Origin of the sequence: Streptomyces sp. AC558_RSS880 (genome assembly GCF_019049255.1) — a bacterium.
Taxonomy (GTDB): domain Bacteria; phylum Actinomycetota; class Actinomycetes; order Streptomycetales; family Streptomycetaceae; genus Streptomyces.
The window spans coordinates 100015-114733 of record NZ_JAGMUJ010000159.1 but is presented as its reverse complement, the minus strand read 5'-3'; the positions used below and the strand labels follow the sequence as shown (position 1 = coordinate 114733).

14 protein-coding genes and 3 pseudogenes are annotated in these 14719 nt (G+C 69.6%); 15 read left to right on the top strand and 2 right to left on the bottom strand.

Annotation, left to right across the window (positions count from 1 at the left end):
* Positions 1-14: 14 nt before the first annotated feature.
* A pseudogene (locus KUM38_RS35615) lies at positions 15-322 on the bottom strand (transposase); the annotation flags it as partial.
* Between KUM38_RS35615 and KUM38_RS43875 the strand changes: the two are divergent.
* The 6 genes and pseudogenes from KUM38_RS43875 to KUM38_RS35590 all read left to right on the top strand — a co-directional run bounded on the left by KUM38_RS43875 (position 308) and on the right by KUM38_RS35590 (position 2684).
* On the top strand, positions 308-604 hold the full coding sequence (locus tag KUM38_RS43875; RefSeq protein ID WP_374227125.1) for a DUF6461 domain-containing protein: 297 nt from the start codon (positions 308-310) through the stop codon (positions 602-604). The pseudogene KUM38_RS35615 and the gene KUM38_RS43875 sit on opposite strands and share 15 nt — an antisense overlap.
* Positions 605-657: 53 nt before the next feature.
* On the top strand, positions 658-1227 hold the full coding sequence (locus KUM38_RS35610; protein ID WP_217135841.1) for an SMI1/KNR4 family protein: 570 nt from the start codon (positions 658-660) through the stop codon (positions 1225-1227).
* 105 nt (positions 1228-1332) lie between these two features.
* A pseudogene (locus KUM38_RS35605) lies at positions 1333-1428 on the top strand (IS5/IS1182 family transposase); the annotation flags it as partial.
* Positions 1418-1654: pseudogene (locus KUM38_RS35600) on the top strand (alpha/beta hydrolase); the annotation flags it as partial. The pseudogenes KUM38_RS35605 and KUM38_RS35600, both read left to right, overlap by 11 nt.
* 107 nt (positions 1655-1761) lie before the next feature.
* A complete protein-coding gene (locus tag KUM38_RS35595; protein WP_217135840.1) occupies positions 1762-2160 on the top strand; it encodes a RidA family protein in 399 nt (132 codons plus the stop codon).
* Positions 2161-2180: 20 nt separating this feature from the next.
* Positions 2181-2684 (top strand): GNAT family N-acetyltransferase, encoded by a 504-nt coding sequence (locus KUM38_RS35590; protein ID WP_217135998.1) that lies wholly within the window; start codon positions 2181-2183, stop codon positions 2682-2684.
* A gap of 10 nt (positions 2685-2694) precedes the next feature.
* Here KUM38_RS35590 and KUM38_RS35585 read toward each other — a convergent pair whose 3' ends face one another.
* On the bottom strand, positions 2695-3270 hold the full coding sequence (locus KUM38_RS35585; protein ID WP_217135839.1) for an adenylosuccinate lyase: 576 nt from the start codon (positions 3268-3270) through the stop codon (positions 2695-2697).
* A gap of 352 nt (positions 3271-3622) precedes the next feature.
* Here KUM38_RS35585 and KUM38_RS35580 point away from each other — a divergent pair, with 352 nt between their 5' ends.
* The 9 genes from KUM38_RS35580 to pssA all read left to right on the top strand — a co-directional run bounded on the left by KUM38_RS35580 (position 3623) and on the right by pssA (position 14574).
* Positions 3623-5428, top strand: coding sequence for a 3-hydroxyacyl-CoA dehydrogenase family protein (locus tag KUM38_RS35580; protein WP_217135837.1), 1806 nt, complete (start codon positions 3623-3625; stop codon positions 5426-5428).
* A gap of 163 nt (positions 5429-5591) precedes the next feature.
* Positions 5592-6404 carry a TetR family transcriptional regulator gene (locus KUM38_RS35575; RefSeq protein WP_254398244.1) on the top strand — a complete coding sequence of 271 codons (813 nt, stop codon included), beginning with the start codon at positions 5592-5594 and terminating at the stop codon, positions 6402-6404.
* Positions 6405-6838: 434 nt separating this feature from the next.
* Positions 6839-8176, top strand: a complete 1338-nt coding sequence (gene ccrA / locus KUM38_RS35570; RefSeq protein WP_217135994.1) for a crotonyl-CoA carboxylase/reductase — start codon at positions 6839-6841, stop codon at positions 8174-8176.
* Positions 8177-8193: 17 nt separating this feature from the next.
* A complete protein-coding gene (locus KUM38_RS35565) occupies positions 8194-10221 on the top strand; it encodes a protein meaA (protein WP_217135835.1) in 2028 nt (675 codons plus the stop codon).
* The gene (locus tag KUM38_RS35560; protein WP_217135833.1) at positions 10218-11180 is read left to right on the top strand and encodes a CoA ester lyase; all 963 of its coding nucleotides are present in this window, start codon (positions 10218-10220) and stop codon (positions 11178-11180) included. The genes KUM38_RS35565 and KUM38_RS35560 overlap by 4 nt, the downstream gene beginning before the upstream one ends.
* Positions 11181-11185: 5 nt before the next feature.
* Complete coding sequence (locus KUM38_RS35555; RefSeq protein ID WP_217135831.1) at positions 11186-11698, top strand: MaoC family dehydratase; 513 nt, start codon at positions 11186-11188, stop codon at positions 11696-11698.
* A 2-nt stretch (positions 11699-11700) separates the two neighbouring features.
* Entirely contained in the window at positions 11701-12906 is a 1206-nt protein-coding gene (locus KUM38_RS35550) for an acyl-CoA dehydrogenase family protein (protein WP_217135829.1), read from the top strand.
* 170 nt (positions 12907-13076) lie between these two features.
* Positions 13077-13733, top strand: a complete 657-nt coding sequence (locus KUM38_RS35545; protein ID WP_217135827.1) for a phosphatidylserine decarboxylase — start codon at positions 13077-13079, stop codon at positions 13731-13733.
* Between the two features lie 22 nt (positions 13734-13755).
* A complete protein-coding gene (gene pssA / locus KUM38_RS35540; RefSeq protein WP_189559904.1) occupies positions 13756-14574 on the top strand; it encodes a CDP-diacylglycerol--serine O-phosphatidyltransferase in 819 nt (272 codons plus the stop codon).
* The last annotated feature ends 145 nt before the right edge of the window (positions 14575-14719 follow it).

Genomic DNA, 14719 nt, shown 5'->3' with positions numbered 1-14719 from the left:
GATGAAGATGCCCGCGATGTGGAGTCCGGCCTGGTGCGGGGCCGTCCTCGCCGACGGGGAACGCGCAGGCGGGTCATGACCTCGGTGAAGGCCGGTGCGTCACCGGCTTGTCCGGCGGTGAGAACGAATGCGAGGGGCCGGCAGCTGCCGTCGGCTGCGAGGTGAGTCTTCGTGGTCGGTCCGCCGCGGGATCGGCCTGGGCCATCAGCGCGGTGAACACCCGCTCCCAGGTACCGTCCACAGCCCACATCCGCAGCCGGTTGTAGACGCCCCGCCAGTTGCCGTACTTCTCGGGCAGACGGACCCACTGCGTTCCGGTCCGGGAGCAACGGCTCGATCCGCGCCCACTGCGCATCCGTCAACGGCGCACCCGGACCAACGACCGACTGATCCACACGAAACTGCCGATGTAGTCACAGCCGTCGACCTGTTCCACTGGTACAAGGCCGGTGAGCTTCGGACCAGCTTCGAACGGCCCACCGCCCGGTCGGGCAGCGCCTCGGACGTTCTGGTCGCCGAGTACCATCTGCCGACGCGTCGCGAAGTGGCGTTCTTACGCGCGCCACGGGACTACGGCGCCCGGCATCGACGCTTCGAACGGTAACCCCCGCAGTGGCGCAGCCGTATGAGGCATCCGTGCGAAGAGGGCGGTGGGGAATGAGTGTGGTGGAGAGCTGGTCCCGCGTGCTGAATCTTCTTCGGCAGCACGCCCCGGCCGATCACGCGGATCTGCCTGGCCCCGCTACGGAACAGATGCTCGCGGCCGCCGAGCTACGGATGGGTATCCCTCTCCCCCAGGATCTTCGGTCGTGGCTGCTGCGGAACAATCTGGATCTTCCTGAGGAAGATGTGGACGACGATGTGGCATGTTGCGGCTTCGCCGGGTTCCCGGACGAGGGCAGCTTCTTTCTGGGCATCCGGGCGATGGAGAAGCTCTACGCGAACCGCTCCATGCCCGGTGGATTCGACCCTCCGGATCAGCCGGACAATCCGTTCTGGCGCAATGAGTGGATCCCGTTCTTGTCGGACCAGGACGGCTGGACGGGAAAGTTCATCGACGTGCGGGACGGGCGTATCGGCAGATGGTTCGTGGGTGAGAACACGATCACAGGCGAGTACGCATCACTGGCTCACTATTTCGACTCCGTGGCAGAGATGCTGACGAAGATCGCCGATGGAAGCCATCCGGTCGGCGGGGTCGCCGAAGGGCGGCTGGTCTGGTCGTGAAACAAGAGCGCTCCCCGGTTGTTCCGGGGCACTTGACCGATGGCGTGACGTGGGCAGCGTGAGATCAAGGACCGCGACGAACAGGGTCGGCGTGCCGTTGCGGGAGGTGACAGACGGTGCAGGTTACCGGCACACCAGCGAGCGCTCGTCGCGCTCGTGCACCTGCGCCGTCATGGCACCCTCGCCTGCCTACCTCCCGGGCGGTTACTACAACGGCTACTGGCCCCGTCTCGCGGAGGCGTTCTCGGCGTATGTGAACGAGCGGGACGCCGAGCCGCCGGTCGAGGCGTACGAGGACTTCGGTGCCGTCGACGCCGCCGGTGACAACGGCTACAGCGTCTACACCGCGGTGCAGTGCCGGGACGCCGCCTGGCCGCGTGACTGGCGACAGTGGCTCAAGGACACCTGGGAGGTGGAGGAGGCGCCGGCGCCTGCGCGCGGTTCGACCCTGCACGGCCTGCTCGGCTTCCGTGGCTGAGCATCTGACCCGCCGTCGGGGACCGGGCTGTCGTACCCGTGGTCCATCATGAACGCATGAGCGACTTGACCCGCATCCCCGCCCCCGCCGGTGTGGCCCCCGCCGCCCAGTACACCCACGTGGTGACGGGCACGGGCCGCTTCGTCGCCGTCTCCGGCCAGCTCGCCCTGGACGAGGACGGCGAACTCGTGGGCGAGGGCGACGCCGGGGCCCAGGCCCGCCAGGTGTTCGAGAACCTGCGGCGCTGCCTGGCCGCCGCCGGGGCGACCTTCGACGACGTCGTGAAGCTCACCTTCTTCGTGACCGACATGGCGCACATGCCGGCCATCCGCGCGGCCCGCGCCGAGCACATACCGGACGACCGGCTGCCGGCCGCGTCCGCCGTGCAGGTCGCCGGGCTGGTCCGCCCGGAGTTCCTGATGGAGATCGAGGCCTTCGCCGTGGTGGGAGCGTGAGCGGGCTCGTACTGCGGTCCATGACCGCCGACGACTGCGAGGGCGTCGCCGGGATCCGGATACGCGGGTGGCAGCACGCGTACCGGGGTCTCGTCCCGCAGTCGTATCTCGACGGTCTCGACATCGGGACCGACGCCGAGCGGCACCGCGCCCGTCTGGCCGACGGTGACGGCAGTGTGGTGAACCTGGTCGCCGAGACCGACGGCGGCGAACTCGCCGGATGGGCGGCCTTCGGCCCGTACCGGGACGGCGACGTGCGCACCGACGACGCCGAGTTGTACGCCCTGTACCTGTCCCCCGAGCGCATCGGCCGGGGTGTGGGCCGGGCGCTGCTCACCGAGGCGGTCCGCCGCTGCGCCGCCGCCGGTCACGAGCGCATGTGTCTGTGGGTCCTCAAGGGCAACGCCCGCGCCCGTCGTTTCTACGAGCGCGCGGGGTTCGGCGCGGACGGGGCGGAGGAGCCCTTCGAGGTGGACGGGGTGGTGGTGCCCGAGGTGCGGTACGCGCGGGAGCTCACCGGCTGACGGCACCGCCTCACCGCGGCCGGGGGATCCGGGCCAGGGCGTGGACCGCCGCCTCGGCCAGCGCCGGATGGGCGAGGGCGTCGTTGAGCACGGGCTCGGCGCGCGGGTCGCCGAGTTCGCCCAGCCCTTCCACACAGGCCAGCGCGACCCGGCGGTACGGGTCGTGGGGGCGCAGACGCCGCCGCAGCGTGGTGATCAGGGCCGGGACCGCCTCGGGAGCGCGCAGTTCGGTGAGCAGGCGGACCGGGTGCAGGGCGTAGGCGACGCGGAGTTCGTTGGTGGCGAGGGCGGCGGCGGCGCGTGCGGTGCGGGGGTCGCCGAGGCGGGCGAGGGCGTGGGCGGCGGAGGCGCAGCGGGGCGGGTCGCGGTGGTTGAGGAGGAGGACGAGTGCCTCGAAGGCCCTGCGGTCCCCCGCCAGTCCCAGCCGGAACGCGGCCAGTTCGCGGGCCCAGAGCGGTTGTCCGGGTTCGGTGAGGACACCGGCCAGGGTGTCGGGGTCGTCCGTGGCCAGGAGACGGTCGTACGCCGTCGATCCGCCCGACTCCGCCCGTAAGCGCTCCGTGAGCGATCGCAACTCTTCGTCCATGCCCCAGAGATTAGGGGTCGGGCGGGGTACTCGGGACCTGCATCACAAAGCCGGGGGCTGGCGCGCTCGTTACCCGCGGGTTAAGCTCAGACGAGCGAGTTACCCACTCGCGACCCTCCTCATGGCGGTCTGGTGACGCGGCCGCCCTGAGTGGCAGTCGGTTCGGTACCCCGTGTACCGCAGTACGGCTCGGCCCCGGGACAGGGCCGGTCGGATCGGCCGTCGTTCACCGACGGTGCCGGGCGTGTGCGCTCGCAGCCCGGTCCACACCCGCATCCCGCACGCACCCGGTGCGCCCTTCGGCGCACCCGGGCGTGTTTCCCGTCGTCACCCTCATTCCTGGAGTTCCGCGATGGCCACTCCCTTCTCCGACACTCCCCTGTCCCCGCTCCGGACCGTCGCCGTGGTCGGCCTCGGCACGATGGGCACCGGCATCGCCGAGGTCCTGGCCGGCGCCGGCCGCGACGTCATCGGCATCGACGTCAGCGAGGCGCAGGCCGCCCGGTGCGTCGCCGTCCTGGAGGCCTCGACCGCCCGCGCCGTGGAGCGCGGCAGGCTGACCGAGGAGCGGCGTGCGGACCTCCTCGCCCGCGTGACCACCTCCACCGACCTCGCGGCGGCGGCCGGCGCCGACCTGGTGATCGAGGTGGCGCCGGAGTCGTACGAGATCAAGCAGCAGATCCTCCGCGAACTCGACGGGATCGTGCGGCCGGACACCGTTCTGGCGACCGGTACCAACGCCCTGTCCGTCACGCGTCTCGCCGCCGACTCGGCCCGCCCCGAGCGGGTGCTGGGCATGCACTTCTTCAACCCGGCGCCGGCGATGAAGCTGGTCGAGATCGTCTCCTGCGTGCTGACCGCCCCCGCGGCCGTCACCGCGGTCACCAACCTCGCGCTGGATCTGGGCAAGGAGCCCGTGGCGGTCGGTGACCGGCCCGGATTCGTCGCCGACGGGCTGCTGTTCGGCTACCTCAACCAGGCCGCCGCGATGTACGAGGCGAGCTACGCCTCCCGGGAGGACATCGACGCCGCGATGCGGCTGGGCTGCGGTCTGCCCATGGGCCCGCTGGCGCTGCTCGACCTGATCGGCGTCGACACGGCGCGCACGGTCCTGGAGGCCATGTACGCCGAGTCCGGTGACCGGCTGCACGCCCCGGCCCCGGTCCTCAAGCAGCTCAGCGAGGCGGGTCTGACGGGCCGCAAGGCGGGGCGCGGCTTCTACACGTACGAGGCGCCGGGCAGCGGGACGGTCGTGCGGGACGCCCTGACCCCGCTGGCGGGCGGTTCCCTCACCGTCGGCCGGCCGGTGCGCTCGGTGGGTGTCGCGGGCTCCGGCACCATGGCCTCCGGGATCGCCGAGGTCTTCGCCAAGGCCGGCTACGAGGTGGTCCTGGCCGCCCGCAGCGAGGAGAAGGCGCAGGGCGCCAGGGCCCGGATCGGGAAGTCCCTGGCGCGCTCCGTCGACAAGGGCCGGATGACCGCCGAGGCCGCCGCCCGGACCCTGGAGCGGGTGCGTCCGACGGGCACGTACGACGACTTCGCCGACGTCGATCTCGCGGTGGAGGCGGTCGCCGAGGACCTGGAGGTCAAGCGGCAGCTGTTCGCGGTGCTGGACAAGGTCTGCAAGCCGGGCGCGGTCCTCGCCACCACCACGTCCTCGCTCCCGGTCGTGGCCTGTGCCCGCGCCACCTCGCGCCCGCAGGACGTGATCGGCATGCACTTCTTCAACCCCGCGCCGGCGATGAAGCTGGTCGAGGTGGTGCGTACGGTGCTGACGGCCGACGACGTCCACGCCACCGTGCGCGAGGTCTGCGGGAAGATCCGCAAGCACGCCGTGGACTGCGGCGACCGGGCCGGCTTCATCGTGAACGCGCTGCTGTTCCCGTACCTCAACAACGCGATCAAGATGGTGCAGGAGCACTACGCCTCGCTCGACGACATCGACGCCGCGATGAAGCTGGGCGGCGGCTACCCGATGGGGCCGTTCGAACTCCTCGACGTCGTCGGCCTCGATGTCTCGCTCGCCATCGAGAAGGTGCTGCACCGCGAGTTCCGTGACCCGGGTCTCGCGCCGGCGCCGCTGCTGGAGCACCTGGTGGCCGCGGGCTGCCTCGGCCGCAAGACCGGCCGTGGCTTCCGCGAATATGCCAAGCGCTGAGCGGCGTCCCGGCGACCGGTTCGAGGGCGGCGCGGAGTGGGGCGGACTGCTCGGCCCCGACCGGTTCCCGCCACCGGCCCCCGTCGCCCCTCCCCCGCCCGCCGAGGGCGGGGGAACCCCCGGTCACGCGCACCGAGCTGCGCGCATGCAGTACGTTCAGGGCATGTCCCAGCCCGCCAAGTCCGCACGTCCACCAGCCACGACCGAGCCGCCGGAAAGCGCCGCAGGCTCCCGTGCCGCCGCCCAGCGGCTCAAAATGCGCCGGGAACTGGCGGCCGCCGCGATGGAGCTGTTCGCGACCAAGGGGTACGAGGCCACCACCGTCGACGAGATCGCGGCCGCCGCCGGGGTCGCCCGCCGCACCTTCTTCCGCCACTTCCGTTCCAAGGAAGAGGCGATCTTCCCCGACCACGACGACACCCTGGTCCGCGCCGAGGCGGTGCTCAACGCCGCCCCCGCGCACGAGCATCCGCTCGACACGGTGTGCCGTGGCATCAAGGAGGTCATGAGGATGTACGCGGCGCGGCCGGAGATCTCGGTCGCCCGCTACAAGCTGACGCGCGAGGTGCCCACCCTGCGCGAGGCGGAGATCGCGTCGGTGGCCCGCTACGAGCGCCTCTTCACCCGTTATCTGCTCGGCCACTTCGACGAGCACGCGCACGACGACGACGCCAACGACGACCCGCTGCTGGCGGAGGTCGCCGCGTCCGCCGTGGTCACCGCGCACAACCACGTGCTGCGGCGCTGGCTGCGGGCCGACGGCCAGGGCGATGTCGAGGCCCAGCTGGACCACGCCTTCGCGATCGTCCGCAAGACCTTCGGCAGCGGGATCATGGCGGGCCGGCGCACCGCGCCGCCGAAGCCGCCCGCGGCCTCGGCGTCCGCGCACGGAGAGGTCCTGGTGACGGTCGCCCACGTGGACGCCCCGCTGGACGAGGTGATGCGGACCATCGAGCAGGCGCTCAAGGAGCGTTGAACAGCCCCGCCGAGGAGTGCTGACCAGCCCCGCCGAGAAGTGCTGACCAGCCCGCTCGCCGCTGTGACGACGGCCACCCCACCGGGTGGCCGTTTTGCCATGTCAGGGCGCTTTTCGCACCCGTTTCCGGGCCGATTCGATCGATCATCGCTCATCTGATGGGTAAAGATTTCACCTGAACCAATGTTCTGGCACCCAGTGCCTTGCCGGATGACACGGCGTGCCATACGTTGAAGAGGTCCGGGCGAGTCCCGGCGGGCCCCTCGCCCGCACGTCCGGACGCCTGCGTCACAGGCAACCTCCCGCGCACACCCAGCGCTGCCGAAGCACCACCGCCGAACCGACGGCACCCCTTCCCACCCTCAGCAGCACACCGACGTAACCCTCAGCGCCCCTCCCTCAGGGCGCTCATCGCCGGAGGCAACACCGTGACCATGAAGGACATCCTGGCCGCGATCCAGTCGCCCGACTCCACGTCGGAGGACTTCGCCGCCCTGCCGCTCCCCGAGTCGTACCGCGCGATCACCGTGCACAAGGACGAGACGGAGATGTTCGCGGGCCTCGAGACCCGCGACAAGGACCCCCGCAAGTCGATCCACCTCGACGACGTGCCGCTGCCCGAACTCGGCCCGGGCGAGGCCCTGGTGGCCGTCATGGCCTCCTCGGTCAACTACAACTCGGTGTGGACCTCGATCTTCGAGCCGCTGTCGACGTTCGGCTTCCTGGAGCGCTACGGCCGCACCAGCGAGCTGGCCAAGCGCCACGACCTGCCGTACCACGTCATCGGCTCCGACCTCGCGGGCGTCGTGCTGCGCACCGGCCCCGGCGTCAACTCCTGGAAGCCCGGCGACGAGGTCGTCGCGCACTGCCTCTCCGTCGAGCTGGAGTCGTCCGACGGCCACAACGACACGATGCTCGACCCCGAGCAGCGCATCTGGGGCTTCGAGACGAACTTCGGCGGTCTCGCCGAGATCGCCCTCGTGAAGTCCAACCAGCTGATGCCCAAGCCGGACCACCTCAGCTGGGAGGAGGCCGCCGCCCCGGGCCTGGTCAACTCCACCGCCTACCGGCAGCTGGTCTCCCGCAACGGCGCCGGCATGAAGCAGGGCGACAACGTCCTCATCTGGGGCGCGAGCGGCGGACTCGGCTCCTACGCCACCCAGTTCGCGCTGGCCGGCGGCGCCAACCCGGTCTGCGTCGTCTCCAGCGAGCAGAAGGCGGACATCTGCCGGGCGATGGGCGCGGAGGCGATCATCGACCGCAGCGCCGAGGGCTACAGGTTCTGGAAGGACGAGAACACCCAGGACCCGAAAGAGTGGAAGCGCTTCGGCAAGCGCATCCGCGAACTCACCGGCGGCGAGGACATCGACATCGTCTTCGAGCACCCCGGCCGCGAGACCTTCGGCGCCTCGGTCTACGTCACCCGCAAGGGCGGCACCATCACCACCTGCGCCTCGACCTCGGGCTACATGCACCAGTACGACAACCGCTACCTGTGGATGTCGCTGAAGCGCATCATCGGCTCGCACTTCGCCAACTACCGCGAGGCCTGGGAGGCCAACCGGCTGATCGCGAAGGGAAAGATCCACCCGACCCTGTCGAAGGTGTACTCCCTGGAGGACACCGGCCAGGCCGCCCACGACGTGCACCGCAACGCGCACCAGGGCAAGGTCGGCGTGCTGTGCATGGCGCCCGAGGAGGGCCTGGGCGTGCGCGACCACGAGAAGCGCGCGAAGCACATCGACGCCATCAACCGCTTCCGGAACATCTGAGGACACCGAGGTCATAGATGACTGAGCGTCAGAAGGACCGGCCGTGGCTCATGCGAACCTACGCCGGTCACTCCACGGCGGAGGCGTCCAACGAGCTGTACCGACGCAACCTCGCCAAGGGCCAGACCGGTCTGTCGGTCGCCTTCGACCTGCCGACGCAGACCGGGTACGACTCCGACCACATCCTCGCCCGTGGCGAGGTCGGCCGGGTCGGCGTGCCGGTGGCCCACCTCGGTGACATGCGCCGGCTGTTCCAGGACATCCCCCTGGAGCAGATGAACACCTCGATGACGATCAACGCCACCGCCATGTGGCTGCTGGCGCTCTACCAGGTCGTCGCCGAGGAGCAGGGCGCGGACATCACCAGGCTCCAGGGCACGACCCAGAACGACATCGTCAAGGAGTACCTGTCCCGGGGGACCCATGTCTTCCCGCCGGGACCGTCGCTCCGCCTGACGACGGACATGATCGCGTACACGGTCTCCCACATCCCGAAGTGGAACCCGATCAACATCTGCAGCTACCACCTGCAGGAGGCCGGGGCCACGCCGGTGCAGGAGATCGCGTACGCGATGTCCACCGCGATCGCCGTGCTCGACGCGGTGCGCGACAGCGGCCAGGTGCCGCAGGAGCGCATGGGTGACGTGGTCGGGCGCATCTCCTTCTTCGTGAACGCCGGTGTCCGGTTCATCGAGGAGATGTGCAAGATGCGCGCCTTCGGCCGCATCTGGGACCGGGTCACCCGCGAGCGGTACGGCATCGAGAACCCCAAGCACCGCCGCTTCCGCTACGGCGTCCAGGTCAACTCCCTCGGTCTGACCGAGGCGCAGCCGGAGAACAACGTCCAGCGGATCGTGCTGGAGATGCTGGCCGTCACCCTCTCCAAGGACGCCCGCGCGCGTGCCGTGCAGCTGCCGGCCTGGAACGAGGCGCTGGGCCTGCCCCGCCCCTGGGACCAGCAGTGGTCGCTGCGCATCCAGCAGGTGCTGGCGTACGAGAGCGACCTGCTGGAGTACGACGACATCTTCGAGGGCTCGAAGGTGATCGAGGCGAAGGTGGAGCAGTTGGTCGCGGACTCGCTCGCGGAGATGGAGCGGATCGAGGAGATGGGCGGCGCGATGGCCGCCGTCGAGTCCGGCTACCTCAAGTCCCAGCTGGTCTCCTCGCACGCCGAGCGCCGGGCCCGGATCGAGTCCGGCGAGGAGAAGATCATCGGTGTCAACGCCTTCGAGGGCACCGAGCCGAACCCGCTGACCGCCGACCTGGACACCGCGATCCAGACGGTCGACCCGGCGGTGGAGGCCCGTGTCGTCGCCTCGCTCCAGAACTGGCGCGACACGCGTTACCAGCCCCCGTTCAACCATCCGCGCCCCTGCAAGGCGCTGGAGAAGCTGAAGGAGGCCGCGCGCGGCACCGACAACCTCATGGAGGCCACCCTGGAGTGCGCCCGCGCCGGCGTGACGACCGGCGAGTGGGCCGGGGCGCTGCGCGAGGTGTTCGGCGAGTTCCGGGCGCCGACCGGTGTCTCCTCCGCCCCGGTGGCGGTCGCCGCCGAGGAGGGCTCGGCCCTGTCGGAGGTGCGCCGCAAGGTGGAACGCACGGCCAAGGACCTGGGCGTCGGCAAGCTGCGCTTCCTGGTCGGCAAGCCGGGACTGGACGGCCACTCCAACGGCGCCGAGCAGATCGCCGTGCGGGCCCGCGACGCCGGGTTCGAGGTGGTCTACCAGGGCATCCGGCTCACCCCCGAGCAGATCGTGGACGCCGCCCTCGCGGAGGACGTGCACGCGGTGGGCCTGTCCATCCTCTCCGGCTCGCACGCCCAGCTGGTGCCGGACGTGCTCGAACGGCTCCGTGTGGCCGGTGCCACAGATATACCGGTGATCGCCGGTGGCATCATCCCCAGCGGTGACGCCGAACAGCTGCGGGCAGCCGGAGTGGCCGCGGTCTTCACCCCGAAGGACTTCGACATCACCGGGATCATCGGCCGCATCGTCGACGAGATCCGCAACGCGAACAAGCTCGACCCCCTGGAGGTCCCCGCATGACCACGGTCAACCGCCTTCGCCCCCGGCGTTCCTGCCTGGCGGTACCGGGCTCGAACCCGCGCTTCCTGGAGAAGGCCCAGGGCCTCCCCGCCGACCAGGTCTTCCTCGACCTGGAGGACGCGTGCGCCCCGCTCGCCAAGCCCGAGGCACGGCACACCATCGTGAAGTTCCTCAACGAGGGCGACTGGACCGGCAAGACCCGCGTCGTGCGCGTCAACGACTGGACGACCGAATGGACGTACCGCGACGTCGTCACGGTCGTCGAGGGGGCCGGCCCGAACCTGGACTGCATCATGCTGCCGAAGGTCCAGGACGCCCAGCAGATCGTCGCGCTGGACCTGCTGCTGACCCAGATCGAGAAGACGATGGGCTTCGAGGTCGGCCGGATCGGCATCGAGGCGCAGATCGAGAACGCCCGCGGCCTGAACAACGTCAACGAGATCGCGCAGGCCTCCCCGCGCGTCGAGACCATCATCTTCGGCCCGGCCGACTTCATGGCGTCCATCAACATGAAGTCCCTCGTCGTGGGCGAGCAGCCGCCCGGCTACCCGGCGGACGCCTACCACTACATCCTGATGAAGATCCTGATGGCCGCCCGCGCCAACGACCTCCAGGCGATCGACGGCCCCTACCTCCAGATCCGCAACGTGGACGGCTACCGCGAGGTCGCGCAGCGCGCCGCCGCGCTCGGCTTCGACGGCAAGTGGGTGCTGCACCCGGGCCAGGTCGAGGCGTCCAACGAGATCTTCTCGCCGTCGCAGGAGGACTACGACCACGCCGAGCTGATCCTGGACGCGTACGACTACTACACGTCCGAGGCGGGCGGCAAGAAGGGCTCCGCGATGCTCGGCGACGAGATGATCGACGAGGCCAGCCGCAAGATGGCCCTGGTCATCTCCGGCAAGGGACGCGCCGCCGGCATGCGGCGCACCAGCACGTTCGAGATCCCGGAGGCGTGACGGCCATGCAGTTCGGACGCACCTACGAGGAGTTCGAGGTCGGGGCGACGTACAAGCACTGGCCGGGCAAGACGGTCACCGAGTACGACGACCACCTGTTCTGTCTCCTCACCATGAACCACCACCCGCTGCACATGGACAGCAATTACGCCGAGAGGACGACGGACTTCGGCAAGAACGTGGTGGTCGGGAACTACGTCTACTCCCTGCTGCTCGGCATGTCGGTGCCCGACGTCTCCGGCAAGGCGATCGCCAACCTGGAGATCGAGTCGCTGAAGCACGTGGCGCCGACCTTCCACGGCGACACGATCTACGGCCAGACGACCGTGCTCGACAAGTGGCCGTCGAAGTCGAAGAACGACCGCGGCATCGTCCACGTCGAGACCAAGGGCTACAAGCAGGACGGAACCCTGGTCTGCGTGTTCCGGCGCAAGGTGATGGTGCCGACGGAGACGTACATCAAGGAGCGCGGCGGCGAGCAGCCCGGCCGCCCCGAGCTGAAGGAACAGGGGAAGTAGCGATGGCCCGCCTCGCCCAGACCGCCGGTCTCACGGACGTCCAGCAGGAGATCCTCTCCACCGTCCGCGACTTCGTGGACAAGGAGATCATCCCGGTCGCCACCGAGCTGGAGCACCGCGACGAGTACCCGCAGGCGATCGTCGACGGTCTGAAGGAACTCGGCCTGTTCGGCCTGATGATCCCCGAGGAGTACGGGGGCCTGGGCGAGTCGCTCCTCACCTACGCGCTGTGCGTGGAGGAGATCGCCCGCGGCTGGATGTCGGTCTCCGGCATCATCAACACGCACTTCATCGTGGCGTACATGCTCAAGCAGCACGGCACGCAGGAGCAGAAGGACCACTTCCTGCCGAGGATGGCGGCCGGCGACATCCGCGGTGCCTTCTCGATGTCGGAGCCGGGTCTGGGCTCCGATGTGTCGGCGATCACGTCGAAGGCGGTGAAGGACGGTGACTCGTACGTCCTGAACGGCCAGAAGATGTGGCTGACGAACGGCGGAACGTCGTCGCTGGTCGCCGTTCTGGTGCGGAGTGACGAGGGTCACCCGGAGGGCACGGCGCCGCACAAGTCGATGACCACCTTCCTGGTGGAGAAGGAGCCCGGCTTCGGCGAGGTCCGCCCCGGCCTCACCATCCCCGGCAAGATCGACAAGATGGGCTACAAGGGTGTCGACACGACCGAGCTCATCATGGACGGCCTGCGCGTTTCCGCTGATCGGGTGCTCGGCGGGACCACCGGCCGGGGTTTTTACCAAATGATGGACGGGGTCGAGGTCGGCCGTGTCAATGTGGCGGCGCGTGGCTGCGGCGTCGCTCAGCGTGCCTTCGAGCTCGGTGTCCGGTACGCCCAGCAGCGTCACACTTTCGGCAAGCCGATCGCCCAGCACCAGGCCATCCAGTTCAAGCTGGCGGAGATGGCTACCAAGGTGGAGGCCGCGCATGCGATGATGGTGAACGCGGCACGCAAAAAGGACTCCGGGGAACGAAACGACCTTGAAGCAGGGATGGCGAAGTACCTCGCCTCCGAATACTGCAAGGAGGTCGTGGAGGACGCCTTCCGGATCCACGGCGGCTACGGCTTCTCCAAGGAGTACGAGATCGAGCGCCTCTACCGGGAGGCGCCGATGCTGCTGATCGGTGAAGGCACCGCCGAGATCCAGAAAATGATCATCGGCCGCCGACTGCTCGAAGAGTATCGATTCCAGGGTTAGATGTCCGGATACGGGGTGTTTTCTTGGAGAAGGTGATCACACCCCGTACGCACTCTTCGGCCGCCGACTCGGCTGACTGGCTTACCCAGTTACGGCCCGGAGCCGCTACGATCGCCGGAAAGCCGCCGTCCCCCGCAAGTGCGCGGCATCATCCGCTACGAAGGTCATCCATGCCCCACAGCCAAACCTCTGCACACCGCGACAGCCTCGCCGGCGTACGCCTCGCGCGCGGAGCATCGCCGTGGCTTCTGCCGACCGTCGCCACCGCAGCCGTCAGCCTTCTGCGCGCCCGCCGCTCGGGTGCCGCCAAGGCCGTCGCCGTCCCCGCCACCGCGCTGGCGGCGGGGATGCTGTGGTTCTTCCGCGACCCCGAGCGCGAGATCGCCCAGGGTCGGGTCATCTCGCCCGCCGACGGTGTGGTGCAGAGCATCATGCCGTGGAAGGACGGACGCACCCGCGTCGCGATCTTCATGAGCCCGCTCAACGTCCACGTGAACCGGGCCCCGCTGGCCGGCACGGTGACGTCGGTCGAGCACATCCCCGGTGGCTTCGTTCCCGCCTTCAACAAGGAGAGCGAGAACAACGAGCGCGTCGTGTGGCACTTCGACACCGAGCTCGGCGACATCGAGATGATCCAGATCGCCGGCGCGGTGGCCCGCCGCATCGTCCCCTACGTGCCCCGGGGCACCAAGGTCGAGCAGGGTGAGCGCATCGGCCTGATCCGCTTCGGCTCCCGCGTCGACATCTACCTGCCGGAGGGCGTGGAGGTGGCCGTCGAGGTCGGTCAGAAGACCGTGGCTGGGGTGACTCGCATTGACCGTGGTTGATCCCGAGACACAGACCGGCTGGGTGCCGGAGGCCGACGAGGCGGACGACGAGGAGGAGATGCCCCTCTCGCTCCGCCTGTCGATAGCGGACACCCTCACCCTGGGCAACGCCACCTGTGGCTTCATGGCGGTGTACTTCACCACCACCGGCATCCTGATCCCGCACCTCCAGGGCAGCCAGGAGACCGGCATGGCCCGCCACAGCGCGGCCACCGCCGTCATCCTGATGCTGTGCGCGGCGGTCTTCGACCTGTTCGACGGCCTGGTGGCGCGCAAGCTGCGCTCCTCGCCGATGGGCGCGGAGCTGGACAACCTGTCCGACCTGATCAGCTTCGGCCTGGCGCCGGCGTACTTCGTCCTGGTCTACGGCATGGTCGCGGACGACGCGCACCAGAGAGTGGCCGCGGTCGGGGCGATCGTGGTGCTGCTGGCGGTGGTGCTGAGGCTGGCGAGATTCTCCTGCGTCACGGTGAAGGACGGCACCTTCCAGGGCATGCCGTCGCCGTTCGGCGCGCTGACCGTCGTCTCGATCGTGCTCCTTGAGCTGCCGTTCGTGGCGACGCTGCTGGCGATTCTGGGCACGGCGTGGCTGATGGTGAGCCGGGTGGAGTACCCGAAGCCGCGGGGCCGCCTCGCGGTGGCGATGCTCTCCTGGATCGTGCTGTCGATGGGCCTGCTGGCGGCGTGGGCGTTCGACGCGCCGAGCGGTCAGCTGCTGCTCCAGACGGGCTGTGCGCTGCAGCTGGTGATGGGGGCGGTGATCCCGCTGTTCGCCACGGCGCGGCGGGTGAACAACTTCCGTGACAACCGCCGTGAGGCGCGGGCGGCGCAGTTGCCGTAGCCGAAGGCGAACACCCCGGAGGGCCCGGACCGACTCGGTCCGGGCCCTCCGCGTGTCTCCGCCGCCTGTCACCGGACAGGGATGACGAGTGCGCGGTAGCGGCCGGCGTCGGGCACGTGCGCGGTGAAGGGGCGCGAGGAGTCGT